Origin of the sequence: Aliivibrio sp. 1S128 (assembly GCF_001691065.1) — a bacterium.
Classification (GTDB): Bacteria; Pseudomonadota; Gammaproteobacteria; order Enterobacterales; family Vibrionaceae; genus Aliivibrio.
The window spans coordinates 1-18,845 of record NZ_MAJV01000058.1 but is presented as its reverse complement, the minus strand read 5'-3'; the positions used below and the strand labels follow the sequence as shown (position 1 = coordinate 18,845).

Sequence of the window (18,845 nt, the reverse complement as noted above, 5' to 3'; positions counted from 1 at the left end):
GGATCACGCCCTCCTTACAACCTTCACCCGCATTCTCACGCCAATAGTATCGCATCTAGAGTATCGATACGGTGAGATTAAAAGCCACTACCAAGATTAAAGTACAACGCCTGCTCTTCATCACTAAAAGCCACATCAACACCAATATGTAGCCCATAACGGCGCGCTATTTGATAACGAAATCCAGCACCATAGGCATCAACACGATCCTCTTTAGCTGACTCAAAACGGTTTTCTGTGTGGGTCATACCTACACCATAGAAACCAGATACCGTCCAACGATGATCAATGTCATAGGTTACTTGTGACTGTAAAGTGACGACGTTATCCCCTTGAAAACGGTAGGAAGACACCCCACGTAATTTCACGTAAGGCTGCGCCGTGGGTGACACAAAACTATCTTCACTGTTAAAAGCCTGATAGTTACCTGCAAAAGCTAATGTCCAATCCTGTGCAATGGGTATGTACCCTTCACCATTAAGCACCAAGTTTTGATAATTTGAATCACTGCCAATATTTTCGTCATAGACCATATATTCAAGACCGACAGCATGCCCCTCGGTCGGAAAGAAAATATTATTTCGCGTATCATAGTCGGCGGTGACACCAATGCCAGAGGTAAGAGAATCGTTCCCCAAGGTAAGTCCCATTAGTTTATCAACCCATTTCTTATCTGAATGTACCGAGCTCTTCATTGCGACTTGTTTTATGCCTAGCATTAAAGGTGTACGTGCGATCCTAAATTGTAGTTTTTGCAACATACCAATACCCTTTGTTTCTGTACCGAACTGCAACGTTTGTCTAGCCCCTCCCAATGAGAACTCTTTATATATTGCTAAATTAGCCTGACCTAAGCCGATGCCACCGGTATAACGAATGGAATCGCTTAGCCAAGAATGCCGGTGTCCAGCAAAGGCAAGCCACGTACCATTTTGGGTTCCCGCAGCCCCCACCAGTGTAATAGCAGCGGGCATTAGCTGGGCCCCACCATCGAGGGAGTTCATCGCGAGTGTTTTACGCTTCTCTTTTTCTTCTTCTGTTTCATGCATAAACATCCCCATTAACCCACCACCGATACCAACCGCAGGCTCTGTTATCAAAATAGGAACAGGTAAAAAACCAAAACTATTCTCAGCAATATAATGCCCCATATCAAAGCGCAAATCCGTTGGATCTGAAAATGAAGCGTAAGTGGGTGCATTCCATGCCAGCGTTAGCACAGCAAGGGAGTTTAATAACGTATTTTTTCTCATTGAGCACTCTTTAAAAGTAAGTGTTAATGCAATACATGAGCGACACTTAGTAAAAAAGAGGCTCAATCATGAATAACACTGATTTTAAAGGAGCGAGAGAAAAAGCTTAACTCACAGAAAGAGGACTGAACCCTACCAATCATGCAAAGATTGTGGCGTAAGGAGAAGTATCAACGTCATCAAAAAAAGGCATCACGCAGGAGTATAAAAAACGATAATAAAAAGAAAGCAATAAATAAATATGCCTGTATTTATTGCTTTGAAGGTGCGGATTAATGAGGGTTTTGAATGGTGTCCAAATGTGCAATGTAGCGCTCAATTGCTTCTACAAACGAATTTTTAATCGTTTTAATCTGTTTTGAGTGTGGGCACCATAATGCGATACCAAACTTTACCCCTCTTTTCATTTCATCCGCAAACAGTGGCTCCACGTCACTCGCGGTGTATTCTGATTCGGTAAGGACTTTAGGCAATAACGCCCAGCCCAATCCTTCTTGTACTAATTTGATGACCAGAGTAAGTTGATCGATGACTTCATGGTTAGGCGAAAAGACTATTTTCTCGCTTAGTCCCTCATCAATAAAAGATTTTAATACAAATTGGCGCGATTTTTTCAACGCAGCAAATACCTCATCCGCTGGTAGTTCAGCCAAGTCAGATCCCTTTTTCACAAAAGGTAGAAACTCCAAATTGCCCAAAAAAGTGGCATCAAAGCTATGCATAGCACTACTTTCATGGATATTCACCAAACCAAAATGATAAATATTATCCATGATCCCCTGCTTTATCTCGGCTTTATTTCGCACTAAAAAGTTAACGCGCATCATGGGAAAATCATTCGCAAGTTGAATACGTATTTGAGATAGCATGCGTTGGGGCAAAATACTCGGGTAGGCTATGGTAATATTTTCTAACCCACCATAGGATAAACTCAATGCTGCTTTATCGAAAACACGTGCCTGCTCTATGGTTTGTCTCGCATAGTGATACAAAAATTTACCGTCGTCTGTTACGTTAACAGTACGGCCAACACGTTCAAAAAGTTCGACCGCTAATTGGTCTTCTAAATTAGTGATAACTTGACCAATCGTTGTGCGGTGCTTATTTAATTTAACCGCAGCTTTACTGAAAGAAAGCTGTTCATATACAGCAACAAAAGCTTGAAGTTGTTCGAGGCTAAACTGCATATTCTCATGTTCTTTTAATATAAAGTTATACATCAAAGTATATCATTAAGAATCTAAAAAACTAGTTCACTTATCCAGCGTGTACATTGTTCACTTATCAATGCACCGCATTCATTCTGCGAACGTTGAATGACTGATTAGCGTGGGTATATGCTCTGAGAGCCTTCTTTCCATACATTACCCCTGATTGCTTTCGCATAACCATACTCATACAAAGCATTCATATAGTGTAAATCGAACATATCCTGAGTCGATTTTTTTCCTTGAAAATCCTCTTCTATTTGAGTAAAAAAGAGAGCTAGATGTTCCACTTCACTAAAATATAACATCCTATATAAATCACCCATACTTTGCTGAACCACCATTGAATCGACACTTCTTTTTAACAGTTCAACACCTTTATCTTGCGTTGAATGGTATCGCGCAGTAAAGACACCATTACGTATCACATCTACCCTAGGCGTGGTCGTTAATCCCAATGCAATATTGATTTTACTGTAATCAAGATGGCCTGGCTTAAAGAAAACTTGTGCCGACATACCACCATCAACATGCAACTCTTCGAATGTATCACCTTGATAATTCACATCAATAAATTGCGGTGGAAACACCCCTGGAATAGATGCACTTGCCGTCAGAACTTGATGAATCAAGTGTACTTTATTAGGGAGGTCGCTTTGTGCAATGGCACCGATATTCCAAATAACTAATTCATCAGAATCAAAATGCGATGTGCCAATAAATAAACGTCGACCTGCACGGTGTTCTACAGCCATTTTTTCAATTATTTGCTCAGTATAAACCTGCTCAATAAAACGGAACATATCATTACCGTCGCTGAATGCATCCTTAATCAATGCATTGATAATATTGCCACTACCAAGCACCATACTGTCATCCATTCCTAAAGTGACGGCTTTTAAGTGAGATATTTCATCTCCCCCTATAAATACAAATGGCGCCATCAATGCCCCTGCACTGATACCCGTTACTACCGTGTATTCATTGAGCCGGCCACTATCATGCAAGCCATTTATAATGCCCGCTCCATACGCACCATTAGCACCGCCACCCGATAACGCTAAAATATTAAACCTATCCCCTTTGACCTTTAACGGGGTCGAGTTATCTTCCTTAGATAGTAAAAAATCGACACCTCCATCTGGCCATATTCGAAACGGCTCTGCTTTCTTGTCTTGTTGAGTCTCAATAGAGACCGCTCTGTAATTTTCTTTTGTCACACGTTTTTCAAGTGTATGCGTAGAACTACACGCCGTTAGCAATAGCGCTAAAATAGTAATGCCATAATGTTTATTTTCCATAAATTTCTCTTTTTATGCCCAATAACTAATAAAGTAGCTCGTTACATAGTCGCGTTAACAGTAATAACAGCGACGATAATAGGCCCTAATAATGTGAGTAAAATGGTGGACACCGCATAGGTAGCGGTGAATGAAAATACCGGTGTTGCATTACCGGCTTTTTCCATCAGAGCAGCAAAACCAGGATTTGCACTGCGCCCACCGACGATACAACCTAATGCTTCGATTGGGTTTTTAATGTTCAATACATAATATGAGAAGAAGAAAGAGAGAATTTGTGGAATAAGCGTAACCGTAGCCCCTAAAAACAACAGTGAGGTACCATGCGCTTTGATGCTAGCAAGTGCTTGAGGGCCGGCTTCAAGACCAACAATACCTACAAACATAGCAAGGCCAAAATCACGAATGAAGTTAGATGCCACCATCGGAAATGCACCAATGTTGAAATGGTGGTGGCGAAGCCATCCGAGCACTAAGCCGACTATCAAACACCCAGGGCCCGTGCCTATCGAGACGGGAGTGCCTGCAATACTAAAATTAATAAGACCAATGAATAACCCTAACGACATCCCTAAACCAAAGATAAAAAAATCGGTGGTCAAAGCGGAATCCAACCGTTTACCAATGTTTTTTTCAACACGGTTAATATCTTCAGCTGAGCCCGTTAACGCGATAACATCATTTTTTTTAAAAATTAAGTGCGGGGAAACTTCAACAGGCGTGCCTTCGCGTAAGTAATCCGTGATGTAAATACCACGGTAAGTACCTTCATTAGAAAAATCTTTTATTTGCTGTAGTGATTGTCCAATAAATTGACGATGACTAGCAATTAACTGGCGAGTCTCTTCTATACCCACAAACCCCTCAGGGATAGCGACTTCACTTCCAAATATATTATCTTCTAATTGGTACACCGCATCTTGATGACCGGTGATGATAATCACATCACCCTTCTCAAGACGTTGGCGACCATCACTTACTGGCACTTTGCCAACACGTTCAATCAATTCAATACGTACATCAATAGTAGGTTTGTTAATTTCATCGAGTGACTTACCAAGTGCAATACTTTTTGAATTCACTTCGTAAGCACGCGAAACCAAATTAATGACGGCATTAACCTCACCTGGTGCAAGCTCTGCTTTACCGTTCGACACTTTACCAGCAAGCTTAATTGCTTCAGCACGGATATCCCATTTCATGAAAGCCGGAATAATCCAAGTCACCATAAAAATAGGGCCCAATGCACCAAACACATAAGTGACCGCATAACCGACCGCCATATGAGTTTGCATCAACTGTTTTGCCTCTGTAGTTAACCCGTCAAGCTGACTTATCGCATCGCCCGCAGTACCAATGATGGCAGATTGGCTTAGCCCACCAGCGGCAAGTCCAGCAGCGGTGCCTTGATCAAGATCAAATAACCAAGCAACCGCAATAACACACACTAAACCAGTGACTGTCATGACAACCGCTGACAGGAGAATATTGATGGTTTTAACATTGAAAGCGTTAAAGAAATGTGCACCTCCTTGATACCCCACCGCATAAATAAACAGTGCAAAGAAGAGGCTTTTCATACCAGGATCGAAACTGACACCAAATTGCCCAATAATCACGCCTATTAATAATGTGCCCGCAACCCCACCAAGAACAAAGCGCCCAATGGTAATTTTGCCGACTAAGTAGCCGAGTGAAAGCGTAATAAATAGTGCAATAAAGGGGGACACACTAAATAGTTGATGAACAATATCCATAGTTTTATCACTTCAAAATTTTAATTAATCTTTTATTCACAACAAAATGGCGACGGAAAAGTACGTTTTGTCACGCCTCTTAACTTAATCATTTCATCAAGTTACCTTAAAAAATGGGACTAAATAGTATTAACCCATCATCAGAAAGTAACGCCATCATAGTGGGATAAAGCAATAATCATAAATCACATATGATGGATCGAACCCTCATTGCAATAAGCAAATTAACTATCAGTTTCATACTTTATAAAATATTTGATGAAATGAAGTACAGAAAAGAACAACACTCCCTTAAGTATCTATCAAGGCTTGATGGATAAGATCCATCATAAGCGATTTCCGACATCGCTTATCCTTCTATATTGTGACGGCACAATAATGACTAGGTAAAATATAGTGACTAACTCTATCCCCCACGAACTCATATTTGGTGAGATTTATATCCCCCCCTTATTACTGGTGGTCGCGTTAGCTTACCTGCTGACCAGTATTGTTAGTGCAATTAGTGTCAGGTTTGATTTCTACAAATATATTGCCGTTCCTGCGATTGCAGAATTGAGTTTACTTATTATTTTCACAGGCCTCATTGGCCGCTTAATTATTATTTAAAGGACAAAAAATGCGCAGACGTTACTTAAACACATTCATTCTTGTTTTACTCGCAGGGGGATCGTTGTACTCCTTCTATCAAAACGACAACATCAATCCCTGGACTCGGGATGCACAAGTACGCGCATCAATTGTAAAAATAACCCCGCGTGTTACAGGTCAAGTATCAGCCATCCATATCGATGACAATTCACACGTAAAACAAGGCGAATTATTATTTGAAATTGATGACAGAATGTATAGAGCAAATTTAAACCAAGCCATCGCAGCTGTAAATCAAACCAACGCATTGGTCGCTAAGGCTAAAAATGAACAAACAAGAGCAGTACGCTTAGAAAAATTAACACCCGGAGCAGTACCTGCATTAACACTCAATAACTTAGCAGTTGCCGTAGAAACAGCTACAGCAAACCGAGATGCAGCCACCGCAAATCAACAAGCCGTCGAATTAAACTTAGATTTTACAAAAGTGTATGCACCTGTAGATGGCTACATTACTAATTTAAATTTACGTATTGGTGCTCAAGTCATCGCAAATCAACCCGTTGTTGCCTTAATTGATGAGAATAGTTTTTGGATTGAAGGCTTCTTTAAAGAAAATGATCTACAGGGGGTTGCTGCGAATGATAAAGCGTATGTGACGCTGTTGATGAACGACAAATACACACTATCTGGTAAGGTTCTCAGCATTGGTTTTGGTATTGCTAAACTAGATGGAAGCACAGGCAACGACCTGCTTCCGACTGTAAATCCAAACTTTCAATGGATCCGTTTAGCACAGAGAATCCCAGTAAAAATCAAACTCAATAATGTGCCCAAAGAGATCCAATTACGTGTTGGTATGACGGCGTCAGTGCAAATTACCAAACAACAAACAACGTTTAATTAAGGCTATCATTATGTTGCATCAATCGACTAAAGAAGCAATTAAGGTTGGGTTAGCAGTCGCACTGTCCATTACAGCTGCATTTTGGTTGGGGTGGGATAAAGCCTATTGGGCAGTTATTACCGTGTTTATGATAGCAGCAACAGAGAGTTATTCTCATGCAATAGCTAAAAGCAGAAACCGTATTCTCGGCACTTTAGTGGGTAGTGTTTATGCGATATTCTTGCTAGGCAGTTTTGCACAAAATTATATTTTATTTATTACTTTCTACACTCTTTTTTTGGCGTTTTGTGTTTTTATGTCGTCACACAAAAAGTTTGGATATGCCTTTACCATGGCATTTACAGTAAATGTTATCGTCGCTTGTTCTGGAGGATTTAATGGCGATTATTCCTTTAGTTTAGCAATATTACGCATTCAAGAAACACTGCTTGGCGTGCTTTCCTACAGTTTTATTTTCCGTTTTATCTGGCCAATAAAGACCGAAGATATCTTTTTTGACCTATTTTCAAGCGTTACTCACAAGATAAAAAAGACAATAGCACTTCAAGGCAATAATTCTGAAGAACAAGACACTTTGGTAGTAGATCAAAACCCTGAACTCTTAGAGCAATTACAAAAGTTACATGAAATGTTAAATCTTCCTTTGCTCGATAGCCCAAGGCTTGCGCATGAAAGAAAGTATTGGAGATTCTCACTTAATAGCATAGAAAAACTTAATTCATTATTGCAGGATAAAACACAAGGTAAAAATATAGATGAATCAGATCTTGATAAAGGCGTATCCTTATTTTCAGAAAGCTTGCTATCTCCCAAAAGTAGTTACACTGAACTACAGCAATGGTACACCTATGAAAACAAGAAGGATCATGTAACATTAAATGTGCAAAACCACTTTAATATACCGTTAAGACAACGTCTAAAGAATGTGTTTAAAGCAGTAAGCGTTCTCGTGACATGTTTAATCATATGGATATATTTTCCAATACCGGGTGGCTATATTATGCCATTGATTGCCTCTATTTATGCGAATGTATTGGCCGAACATTCAAATAAGGTTGTCAATCTTTCTGCGTTAGCCATGGTAGCTGGATGTATAATATTTACTGCACAATATGTATTCTTGATGCCTACACTCACTGAAATATGGCAACTTGCAGGGCTCTACGCACTTAACGCCTTTTTTATATGGAAAGGCTGTAGCACACCATCATTAGCACCACTTCGATTATTAGGTGGTAACTTCCTCGTGATATTAACCATGGGGGCACTGCAACTCACCCCAAGTTACCAAGTTGAAAGCTCTTTACTTATGATCCCACTATTTTATATTTGTTTAGCAGTGACCTACTTTTACAACAAACTCTATCAAGTAAACTAATCAGCACCGCTTCACTGAAGCGGTGCTGAACCACCTGTTTAAATAATTGAGGATGCCATCCATCATAAGCGATTAACCCAATCCCCTTTTTCTCAATAAAATTCACTCATTACATAAATCAAAGACGTTATTAAGATTGACTAAGTGAGTGAAATAAAAAATGAAAAACTTTACCGCACAAATAAAGAAAGGAGTTAAACCGTCAGTTCATATTGGGTTCCTATTGGTCATCGCAATGTTTAATCATGCGATGGCAGCTTCAGTCACAGAGGGCGAGGCTATTTTTATACAGCACGGTATTAATGACGATATCCCAAGGCTTGGCCTAAGCTCTTTAACCAAAGGAGAGCAATTAGTTGAGCATGTCAATCGTCGCATTCAAGTAGGTAATGAAGTACGTGAATCAGAGATATTTATTATTCAAACGACAGATACGAAAGGTAATATAAATTTACGCATTAAGTATGATGAAGCTAAGCTTGCTGAAAGTGAAGATGTCATCACCGAAATTGAAAAGATTACCCGTACTGAATATCAACTGCGCGATTACGCACAAAGCTATGACCCTACTTCGGTCGAAGCCAAAAAGCTTGATGCAGAGCATACTGAAATCAGTTTCAATTATTCTAAATATGGACTACCGCAAGAGATCGCTTATTTTCGTTTTATGAATGTAAAGATCATCGTAAAAGATAAACAGCCGGTCAGCATGGTAATCAGTAACTCACAACCATTTAAATATGGCGATTATAACGTTGACCATTATCAGCAAAAAATAACCTTCAAAACATTGCAAACAGGCAAAATAATCACGGAAAAAAAACACATTGAGGCCAAAGGAAAATTTAAGCGAACATCAGATTTTACGTTAGCAATGACAATAACACCCATCTCTTATTATGATGAAGGTGGTGAAATCAACGTACTTAATGAAGCTTATTTAAAGCAAGTATCTGACCCTCGAATGCGAGACAAACAAGTCACTGTGCATGATTTCTTCCCGATAATGGGTGATATGGTGCGTCGTAAAGGGATTGATATTCCTAAAGCTTATGGTATTTCAATCGCCTCTCGTAGCCAAAATATGAATTTTGGATTTACAGACTTTAATGTCATGGGGGCAGACTTAAATGCCATATTTAATGCAGCGGGTTCAACTGCGTCGGTGACCGCAGAAAGTTTAACCGTGCGTGGCGACCTTAATATTCTACCGTTTTGGAATGTCTATGCGTTACTTGGAAAAATTAATGTTGATGCAAACATCGATGCCCAATATACCGGCTCTATTGGCCAAGGTATTAAAGACAAACTTAACGATAAATTGACTGGATTAGGGGATGCTTTTTGCGATGAAATTTCAGCCTTGTGTAATCAAACAAAAATCGGAGTACCGATTCATCTCGAGTATGATGTGGTAGGGCTTGGCACTACCCTTTCCGTCGGTTATCAAGAATACTTTGCATCCGTCTCCGCCACATATTCTCAAACGAGACTAAAAGGCACGAATACTTGGGGTGATGGCATTTTATCAATCCAACCCATGTTAGGGTATCAACTAGTTAATTACCGTACACAATTATTCATTGGTGCAGAGTACCAAGGCTTAAAACCGCGATTTACAGGTGAGCTGGAAGGCATCGACATTAACGGTGAAACCTTTTCTTATGATGTGGGTGTAAACCTTAATAAATGGGCATTTCTAGTGGGTTTCAACAAACAAATTGGCAAAAGTTACAATGCGACTTTACTGCTGAATAAAGGTGAAACACGAAGCTCTGCCACCTTAAATTTAGGCTACCGTTTCTAATACTCTATTATTACGAATTAAGCTCGGAACCATTATAAACTGATTTTTTAGTACTCTTTAAAAGGAGGGGAAACGATTAAAAGAATGTTTCCCAAAATGCAGGTATTAGTCTAAATCCGATAAACAGAATATTTAAAAATAAAGAGAACGTTTTATCAACTTTGTAGACAAATTTCTTGAATAAACTGAGGGGATAATAATTGAAAAGTATAAAACCCTCAGTTTTAAGCTCTTCAACGCGTAGCGATTTAATCATAAAAATAGCCAGCCCTTTATCTAATCTTTATTAAAATAACACCTCAGAAATCCTTATTCTGTCGTTATAAAAAACATTCATCAATGAACAATTAGCTACCAGTATATATCACCGAATTAATAAGCCCTCCCACATAATAACACTCATAACAAACAACAAAAAACCAGTGTATTCATCAACCTAAAACAGCATAAATCCTTTAGTTGTAAGTATCTGAGATAGCGCTCGACTGTGCCTCAGATGGCTGATTCAAATAGGTTATAACCCCAACCTATTTGAAGGGTTAGATCCTTCTTAAGCGATTAACGCCCTACGGTTTTCATTGATAATATTCACAACATGTTCAGACAGCAAGATAACGACAACCTTTATCAACAGATACATACAACAAACTATTCATTATATAACGATTAATCTTTTTATTATGAATGATTAAACAATACAATTTTCATTAAACTGGAGTAATACATGCCTCTTCATTCCAAAAATACAGTACGCGATAATATGCTAGACGATGTTTACGCATCAGAAGACTTATCACTATCAATGCCTAAATATAAAATGCCTGAAAATGAGCATGAACCACGCCATGCTTACCAAGTAGTGCACGATGAATTAATGATGGATGGTAATTCTCGTCAAAATTTAGCTACCTTTTGCCAAACATGGGTTGAAGATGAAATTCATCAATTAATGGATGAATGTCTAGATAAAAATATGATCGACAAAGATGAGTACCCACAAACTGCTGAAATAGAAGCGCGCTGTACACACATACTTGCAGATCTTTGGAATTCACCAGATGCTGAAAATACACTAGGCTGTTCAACAACGGGCTCTAGTGAAGCTGCAATGTTAGGTGGTATGGCACTTAAATGGGCTTGGCGCGAAAAAATGAAAGCACTAGGTAAACCAACTGATAAACCTAACATGGTTTGTGGTCCAGTTCAGGTATGTTGGCATAAATTTGCACGCTACTGGGATATTGAATTACGTGAAATCCCAATGGAAGGCGATCGTCTGATCATGACAGCTGAAGAAGTGATTAAACGTTGTGATGAAAACACCATTGGCGTAGTACCAACACTGGGTGTGACTTTTACTTGTCAATATGAACCAGTAAAAGAAGTTCATGATGCACTTGACCAACTTCAAAAAGACACTGGACTTGATATTCCAATGCATATCGATGGCGCAAGTGGTGCATTCCTAGCCCCATTCTGTGAACCAGAACTTGAGTGGGATTTCCGTTTACCACGTGTTAAATCGATTAATGCTTCAGGTCATAAATTTGGTTTAGCTCCTTTGGGTGTGGGTTGGATTGTTTGGCGTGATGCGAGTGCTCTACATGAAGATCTAATCTTTAATGTTAATTACTTAGGTGGTGATATGCCATGTTTCGCATTGAACTTCTCACGTCCTGGTGGACAGATTGTTGCACAATATTATAACTTTTTACGCCTAGGTAAAGAAGGCTACCGTAAAATCCACAATGCCTGTTACGACACTGCACGTTACTTATCTGATGAGATAGAAAAGCTAGGCCTATTCGATATTATTTACAATGGTCGTGGTGGTATTCCAGCATTAAGTTGGTCTCTAAAAGAAGATATTGACCCAGGCTTTAACCTGTTTGATTTATCGGATCGTATTCGTTCACGTGGTTGGCAAATTGCGGCTTACACAATGCCGCCTAAACGAGAAGATCTCGCTATTATGCGAATCCTAGTACGTCATGGTTTCAGCCGTGACCAAGCAGATTTATTAGTTGAAGATTTAAAACGTTGCATCGATTTCTTTGCTAAGAACCCTATTGTTCACAATAGTAATGCTATTGAATCTGCTGGCTTTAACCACGGTTAACCCCCCTCTTTTTTATCAAGTATTGAGAGTAGGTTGATATTCAACCGACTCTCACATCAAACATATTTCTATCCCGGAGATAATTATGAAAATCACAAAATCGGAGAGCATCTTTACCCCCCTTGCTTCTCTGAAAAACAAATTTGGCTTAAGCCTCCTTATTTTTGTATTAATGGCACTGTTATCTGCTGGTGTAATCGCAGCAGATAGCAGTGCAATTACACAGGACGTCAGTGGCCCAATTGCCTTCCTTTTTACCTATGTTGCAAATAATTCTTTTGTCTTTCTATTTCTATCAATAGCGATCGGTTATCCCTTAGGACAAATCACCATCAAAGGCGTTAATTTAGGCTCTACGGCGGGTACATTGTTAGTCGGTATTGCTATCGCGCTAACCGCATTTTCAGTTTACGGGTTAAATATTGATGCGCCTGGACTTGTGTCAGACATTTTCCTAATGATGTTTATGTACGCTATTGGCATGAAAGTAGGCCCTCAATTTTTCTCAGGGCTAAAAAGCGGTGGTATCGACTTCATCGTTATTGGTCTTATTGTTGTCTTTAGTAACTTCTTAATTGTATTTTTTGGTGCAAAATTACTCGACATGGCACCAGGTTATGCAGCCGGTATTATTTCAGGTAGTTACACCGTAACTGCTGTAATGGGCGTTGCGCAATCGGCACTGTCATCAGGTGCTGTTAACTTACCAGACGGTATGACCATAGACCAAGTTAGCGCAAATATGGCAGCGGGTTATGCAATCACTTATATCTTATCAAGCATATTTATCATCTTACTTATTAAATACTTGCCAGCAATGTCAGGCCGAGATCCTGTAAAAGCGGGTAAAGAAGCGGAAGCTATGTTTGGCGGTGGTGATAGTTCAGAACCCTTACCAGGCACCAGCGGTTTCTCTAATACAGGTCGACTGCCTTTAGATATCCGTGCCTATAACGTAGAACACAAAGAACTGATTGGTAAAAGTGTCATCGACCTATTTCATCAATTTCCACATGCGGCGATCTTAAAAGTAGTGCGTGGTGATGAAGTGATCGATGCTTCGGATAACCCAACATTAAAAATGGGTGACGTTATTGGTGTTCGTGGTAATTATCATGTCCTTATCGAAGGTGGTGATGAAACGGTTGGTACTGAAGTTGATGAGCCTAGAGCGCGTAATGTTGACCTTGAAGTTGCAGATATTCACATTGGTAAATCAGACTATATAGGAAAAACAATTGAAGAAGCGAGTAAAGAAATCGGATTTGGAGTACATCTTAAAGCGCTCTTTAGACAGGGTACTCAAATTGCAACACTACCAAAAACAGTACTAGAAACAGGTGATGTACTTCGTTTAGCAGGCTCTGATTGGTGTATTAAGCAAACCGCAACAAAACTTAATAGTGTACCGATTGTTGAAAGTACGGTAACAGAAACAATGTACCTTGCAATCTCACTGCTCATCGGTTTTGTTTGTGGGCATGCAAGTGTTAACTTAGGCGGTATTCCTTTCGCACTAGGTACATCAGCAGGTTGTATGCTAACTGGTATCTTATTCTCTTACTTTAGAACACGTAACCCAAGCTTTGGTGGGCCAATGAGTGAAGGCGCTCGTAGTTTCTTACAAGACATTGGTTTAAGTTTATTTGTTGCAGTATTAGCCGCTTCCGTTGGCCCTAAAATATTATCCTCGTTCCAAGGTACTGTTGTTATCAAAATAGCAGGGCTAGGTCTGTTGGCAGCATTATTACCGCCATTACTTGCTTGGATATATGGTTTAGTGTTCCGCAGAATGAACCCCGCAATTCTAGCTGGCGCTTGTGCTGGAGCACGTAATAGTACACCTGCAATGAAAGGAGCTCAGGATGCATGTCAAAGTGACTTACCAGCTGTCGGATACCCTGTTCCTTATGCTCTAACCTCAATGATTGTATTGATATTAGGCTACCTAAGTATGGTGCTATAACTGATGAAAGCCTTAGATGAAGTGTAAACAATTACATCAATAAGATAGTAATAAGGAATATAAAATGACACCATCTAAGCGCGTCCATTCCATTAACATAGCGGTCAACGTGATGCGTTCACGTTTGACCGTTATTGGTTTTAACATTGCCGTTGCCTCTTTCCAAATAAATCGCCTTTACGGTACATCAAAAGGCATCGATGTAGCACAACAAGCAAGTCCACATATTTCCCTCTTATTAGCTATCGCCCTCTCTATGGCGGCGATGGTTAGTTATATCTATTCTAGTGAATACGATCAAGCTGGCACCTGCACTTCCTGGCATCTTATTGCAGGTGATTTATTAATGTATTGCGGGCTTGCATCCACTTTATCTGGTTTTTTTATCCCAATTGAGCTTATTTTAAGCGTAATGGCAGAGGAAAAACAGGCGTTATCGATACACTTTTCGTCCTTGAAAAATTTAATGTTATTTGTCGGCAGTATCAGCTGGTTTTTAGCCACTTACATAGGACCACTGCATGCAATATCTCATTCACCTTTTCCGAAGAGAACCAATATGGCACTCGCTTTCGGTTATTTTATACTGTTAAGTAGCTTAGGTGTTATTACTGCAACGGCGATGGCAATTGATATGAATGATGCAACAAGCATTTCTATCAACCAGTGGTTAATTGAGTTTTTACAACCAATACGCTGGTAAATATATTTCTTATATTTGTTTATATATCAGCACATCCAGAGAGACTCCTAGGTCGTTAACAGTAACGGCATCCAGAAAGGTATAACTTGATTCGATTTCAAACAACAAAAATATTACAATATTATCAATAACTTAATTAGGTGCTAATAAATAAGATTAGCTACAGTATTTGCTACAACCGTTAGAAAGTTACCTTCAAAAAAATTGGCAGAGGTTGCATTAAAATTTTCGACGTATACATGGATTTATGGAGATAATAATATTAAGAGGATATCAACGACGGAAGTCTTACTATTTTCAAAGGTATTAACGAATGATGAAGGGTTATTCAATAAAGAGCACGGGAATAAAAGCAATAAACGCATACACAAATTAAAAAAGCCCTCACTAGCGAGTAGTGAAGGCGATCATAGAAAGGTATTTAACTTTTTTGCGAAAAGGCGATTAGTTGATGCTACTTCACATTCCCTTTCAAACAGCCAACAATCAGGCCGTTAATATTTACTCACATAAGGCTCAACGATGGTATCTTCTAAGCTATATGCCATTTCAATTTGTTTCTGACCATCAACCAAATATAGGTCCTTTTCTTGTGACGTTAAGCGTAGTGTTCCGGTAACGCTGACCGCTTCATAAGGCGATCCGACTGCAAACGGTGTCTTAGTTTTAACTAAGATAATTTGATTTGCATCGGGTACCCCTTCATGCGAACAAGCTCCAAACGTTGGCACTAACAAAAATTCTGAAACCAATCCATCTTCGTAAGTAAGTGCAAGCATATAACCAGCCATTTTAATTGTCTGATCAGCAAATAATCCATTCGTTGAACTCATCGCTTGTTGGCGTTTTTCCATAATAACTAAACGCTGTTCAAAGAGGTATTCGATATCAATACTATCTGCTACAAGGCTTTCTTTTGCATCATCAGCTATTTTTAACCTAGCTTCAGACACTTTTTCTGGCGACTCTTTCTGCATCTCTATCACACGCGCAAGCACCGATAAATTATAAATTTGATCCTCTGTTAACGCTTTAAAAGGATCACTATAAGGTTCAACAACTCCTTGTAAATCTTTCCAAGTCACCGCGATAGGCGATGCCGCTTGTACAGCAGAAACGCTGCATAATAAAAATAAACTTAATAATAATTTTTTCATGTGGATACCTTAAAATTTAATACTCATACCATCAGATAATGACGTCTTGTAAATTAACAAACCAGGAATGATTGCAATGACAATTGCACTCACCTGAACACTTAACAGAATCAAACCATCATTTAAATTAAGCCCAGAAATGTCTAAATAAAATCCGAAGTGATTTGCAAGTGGTGCCTGTAATAAAAATAACAAACCGTATAGAAGAATGATGCCAAGTAAAATACCCGATAAACAAACGACTGCGGCTTCTCCTATAATTAGGGAGAAGATATGAACTGGTCTTGCCCCCATTGAACGTAAAATGGCCATTTCACGACGTCGCTCATTAAGGCTCATTAAAATGATGCTTAACATGCCTAATAAGCCAACTAACACAACAAATCCAGAAACAATATTTAAAGCAACTTCCGCTATTGAGAAAAATGCCCACAACTCTTGCAATGCAACTGTCGGGATAATTGCCGATAAAGGTTCTCCGTCATAGTTGTTCACATAATTTTGCATTCCTAATACAACATGTTTCGACTTAAGCCCAACGAAAACAGCATTGATATGCTCTGGTTTAATTTCCATCAAACGTGCAACGCGTTGCTCTTGTGACTCATGGTGCTGATGTCCTTCATGCTCTGCATGTTCATGGTCACTTTCTGAGTGCTGTTCAGCACGAGTATCGATACTATTTTCTGAGCTGAGTACACCAAAGTGGCCATCGCTATCAGCATGCATCGCTTCCATCGCTTCCAATGAAATAACTAGCGTTTGATCAATGGCGGTAAACGAAGGAGCAAGCACAGCACCAATATGGAAAGTTATGTTGTCATGATCGTGGCCTTCTATTTCACCGCCACCGTGTGTCATGATTATTTCATCACCAACTTGGTACCCAAGCTTATTAGCGACATCAGAGCCAATGACAGCAGAAAACATATCATTTGAAATATTCCCCGACTGAACGACTAATGACTGTTTATTCGCATAGCTAAAATGCTCAAAGAAAGACAATTCAGTTCCTAATACGGTATAACCTTTGTGAGAATCACCCATCGAAATTGGCACCGCCCACTCAACAGCAGAAGATTTTCTAATATCTTCGAACGAATCGTATTTAATGGTGTTGGTTGTATTACCAATATGAAAAACGGTACTCAATAAAAGTGGCGAAGAAGCCCCTCTTGCACCAACAATTAAATCAGTGCCTGAAATGCTTTTCATAAAACTTATTTTTGTTTCATCTTTTAATGTCTGCACGCCTAGAATCAACGTAATGCTAATGGCAATCGAAAACAGGGTGATTAAAAAAGTTAATTTACGATTGAATAAGCTTTTAAGCGCTAAAGAAAAGATAGCCATAATTACTTCTCCTGCTTAATCTGGTTAATGTCGGTTAAGTTAATGTGATTAGAAAAATGCTTTTTTAGGCTGGTATCATGACTGACAAATATCAGCGTAATATTTTCTTTCTCACATTCATTGAATAAAGTATTAATAAACGCATCTCGATGCCCTGAATCTAATGCTGATGTCGGCTCATCAGCAATGATAATTTCAGGTGAGCCTAACATCGCGCGAGCGGCTGCCACACGCTGTTGCTGACCAACACTTAACTCATTGACGCTACGCTGAAACAGCGCTTGATCGTTTAAACCTAAGGCCTTCAATAGGCGTATAGCCTCAATATTCAAGTTTCCACTACGCTGTAATGCTTTTTGTTTTCTTATCGCAGAGAATGAACAAGGTAATATGATGTTATCAATGACGCTTAAGTAGGGAATTAAATTAAATTGCTGGAAAATAAAACCGATATGATCGGCTCTAAAACTGTCCTTTTGACTCGGAGAAAGCTCCCTTAAATTCTGCCCAAGGATATTAATATCGCCTTTTTTCGGGCATAACACACCAGCAAATAAATTTAATAACGTACTTTTCCCACTGCCACTTGGACCTTCAATAAATAGATGCTGTCCAGCTTGAATATTTAAACGAAGCCCTTCAATAACATAACTTTTTTCCCAATAAAAACAGAGGTTGTTAATTTCTATCATTAATATCTACCTTAACGTTTTTTAGGTGTTTAAGAACGGCTTAATAAGTCGCGTTGTTAATCGCGTTTACATCTAATAGCAATTCCTTGATGTGGCAGATATTAAAGGTAAAATGCTAAAGCGTTAACTCTCTTAAAGAGGACGAAACCCTTCACAATCTAGCAACTATCATTTTTGTTTTTTATTAGATTATTCTTCAATTACAATACGCAATCCTTCTTCTAAAAAAGCGCCTGCTAGCACAACAGAGTCTTCACCAATAACGATAGCGTTTACAAAGATATAAGGGATACCTGTCGATAATGTTTAGGCTATTCTATTGCTGAGTTACCCGTCACTATTTAAGGCTAAAATGGCGATGTATGAATGTATGAATGTATGAATGTATGAATACTACAGAATGAACTTAAATATAAAACCAGTGTAAAGTAAGAGTTCTAGTGGCTAAGCGGTTCTTGCCATGCTTTCTAAGTCAGTTTGTGCCCGAAGCGCCCTAGAAACTATAAATTAATAGCCAATATTACGTAGTCACAACACTACCGTTTCTAACTTACCTTGAGTAAGATTAGCTCGCTTCTTAGTGATTGGTCGCTGGTAATTAAATATCCAAAACTTACTACCGATTGGCTTTACTCGAAGTGCAAGACCATTAC

14 protein-coding genes are annotated in these 18,845 nt (G+C 39.1%); 7 read left to right on the top strand and 7 right to left on the bottom strand.

All coding sequences use genetic code 11. The features are described from left to right. Positions 1–77: 77 nt before the first annotated feature. The 4 genes from A6E03_RS07795 to aspT form a co-directional block, all read right to left on the bottom strand. Positions 78–1,253, bottom strand: a complete 1,176-nt coding sequence (locus tag A6E03_RS07795) for a BamA/TamA family outer membrane protein (RefSeq protein ID WP_065591073.1) — start codon at positions 1,251–1,253, stop codon at positions 78–80. Positions 1,254–1,525: 272 nt separating this feature from the next. Continuing rightward, positions 1,526–2,440 carry a LysR family transcriptional regulator gene (locus tag A6E03_RS07790; protein ID WP_065600693.1) on the bottom strand — a complete coding sequence of 305 codons (915 nt, stop codon included), beginning with the start codon at positions 2,438–2,440 and terminating at the stop codon, positions 1,526–1,528. Between the two features lie 137 nt (positions 2,441–2,577). Continuing rightward, positions 2,578–3,762, bottom strand: a complete 1,185-nt coding sequence (locus tag A6E03_RS07785; RefSeq protein ID WP_065600560.1) for a patatin-like phospholipase family protein — start codon at positions 3,760–3,762, stop codon at positions 2,578–2,580. A 41-nt stretch (positions 3,763–3,803) separates the two neighbouring features. Further along, the gene (gene aspT / locus A6E03_RS07780; protein ID WP_065600559.1) at positions 3,804–5,519 is read right to left on the bottom strand and encodes an aspartate-alanine antiporter; all 1,716 of its coding nucleotides are present in this window, start codon (positions 5,517–5,519) and stop codon (positions 3,804–3,806) included. A 396-nt stretch (positions 5,520–5,915) separates the two neighbouring features. On the opposite strand from aspT, the gene A6E03_RS19810 reads away from it, so the two are divergent. From A6E03_RS19810 to A6E03_RS07750, 7 genes are all read left to right on the top strand, one after another. After that, positions 5,916–6,128, top strand: a complete 213-nt coding sequence (locus tag A6E03_RS19810; RefSeq protein ID WP_083190343.1) for a DUF1656 domain-containing protein — start codon at positions 5,916–5,918, stop codon at positions 6,126–6,128. Positions 6,129–6,138: 10 nt separating this feature from the next. Continuing rightward, a complete protein-coding gene (locus tag A6E03_RS07775; protein ID WP_065600558.1) occupies positions 6,139–7,017 on the top strand; it encodes an HlyD family secretion protein in 879 nt (292 codons plus the stop codon). Positions 7,018–7,027: 10 nt separating this feature from the next. Further along, positions 7,028–8,395 (top strand): FUSC family protein, encoded by a 1,368-nt coding sequence (locus A6E03_RS07770; protein ID WP_065600557.1) that lies wholly within the window; start codon positions 7,028–7,030, stop codon positions 8,393–8,395. A 160-nt stretch (positions 8,396–8,555) separates the two neighbouring features. After that, complete coding sequence (locus tag A6E03_RS07765; RefSeq protein WP_255310609.1) at positions 8,556–10,202, top strand: porin family protein; 1,647 nt, start codon at positions 8,556–8,558, stop codon at positions 10,200–10,202. A gap of 724 nt (positions 10,203–10,926) precedes the next feature. Further along, the gene (locus A6E03_RS07760; RefSeq protein WP_065591068.1) at positions 10,927–12,321 is read left to right on the top strand and encodes a glutamate decarboxylase; all 1,395 of its coding nucleotides are present in this window, start codon (positions 10,927–10,929) and stop codon (positions 12,319–12,321) included. Between the two features lie 241 nt (positions 12,322–12,562). Beyond that, positions 12,563–14,287, top strand: coding sequence for an aspartate:alanine exchanger family transporter (locus A6E03_RS07755; protein WP_369688358.1), 1,725 nt, complete (start codon positions 12,563–12,565; stop codon positions 14,285–14,287). A gap of 64 nt (positions 14,288–14,351) precedes the next feature. Continuing rightward, positions 14,352–14,990, top strand: coding sequence for a hypothetical protein (locus tag A6E03_RS07750; RefSeq protein ID WP_065591066.1), 639 nt, complete (start codon positions 14,352–14,354; stop codon positions 14,988–14,990). Positions 14,991–15,484: 494 nt separating this feature from the next. On the opposite strand, the gene A6E03_RS07745 is transcribed toward A6E03_RS07750, so the two are convergent. The 3 genes from A6E03_RS07745 to A6E03_RS07735 are packed head-to-tail and all read right to left on the bottom strand — an operon-like array spanning position 15,485 to position 18,192. After that, positions 15,485–16,147 (bottom strand): DUF3299 domain-containing protein, encoded by a 663-nt coding sequence (locus tag A6E03_RS07745; protein ID WP_065600556.1) that lies wholly within the window; start codon positions 16,145–16,147, stop codon positions 15,485–15,487. A gap of 9 nt (positions 16,148–16,156) precedes the next feature. Further along, a complete protein-coding gene (locus tag A6E03_RS07740) occupies positions 16,157–17,500 on the bottom strand; it encodes an FtsX-like permease family protein (protein ID WP_065600555.1) in 1,344 nt (447 codons plus the stop codon). A gap of 2 nt (positions 17,501–17,502) precedes the next feature. Further along, complete coding sequence (locus tag A6E03_RS07735) at positions 17,503–18,192, bottom strand: ABC transporter ATP-binding protein (RefSeq protein WP_065600554.1); 690 nt, start codon at positions 18,190–18,192, stop codon at positions 17,503–17,505. Positions 18,193–18,845: the final 653 nt, after the last annotated feature.

Coding starts and splice junctions, on each gene's coding strand:
- A6E03_RS07795 (WP_065591073.1), bottom strand. CDS start 1,253: ATGAGAAAAAATACGTTATTAAACTCCCTTGCTGTGCTAACGCTGGCA.
- A6E03_RS07790 (WP_065600693.1), bottom strand. CDS start 2,440: ATGCAGTTTAGCCTCGAACAACTTCAAGCTTTTGTTGCTGTATATGAA.
- A6E03_RS07785 (WP_065600560.1), bottom strand. CDS start 3,762: ATGGAAAATAAACATTATGGCATTACTATTTTAGCGCTATTGCTAACG.
- aspT (WP_065600559.1), bottom strand. CDS start 5,519: ATGGATATTGTTCATCAACTATTTAGTGTGTCCCCCTTTATTGCACTA.
- A6E03_RS07775 (WP_065600558.1), top strand. CDS start 6,139: ATGCGCAGACGTTACTTAAACACATTCATTCTTGTTTTACTCGCAGGG.
- A6E03_RS07770 (WP_065600557.1), top strand. CDS start 7,028: ATGTTGCATCAATCGACTAAAGAAGCAATTAAGGTTGGGTTAGCAGTC.
- A6E03_RS07765 (WP_255310609.1), top strand. CDS start 8,556: ATGAAAAACTTTACCGCACAAATAAAGAAAGGAGTTAAACCGTCAGTT.
- A6E03_RS07760 (WP_065591068.1), top strand. CDS start 10,927: ATGCCTCTTCATTCCAAAAATACAGTACGCGATAATATGCTAGACGAT.
- A6E03_RS07750 (WP_065591066.1), top strand. CDS start 14,352: ATGACACCATCTAAGCGCGTCCATTCCATTAACATAGCGGTCAACGTG.
- A6E03_RS07745 (WP_065600556.1), bottom strand. CDS start 16,147: ATGAAAAAATTATTATTAAGTTTATTTTTATTATGCAGCGTTTCTGCT.
- A6E03_RS07740 (WP_065600555.1), bottom strand. CDS start 17,500: ATGGCTATCTTTTCTTTAGCGCTTAAAAGCTTATTCAATCGTAAATTA.
- A6E03_RS07735 (WP_065600554.1), bottom strand. CDS start 18,192: ATGATAGAAATTAACAACCTCTGTTTTTATTGGGAAAAAAGTTATGTT.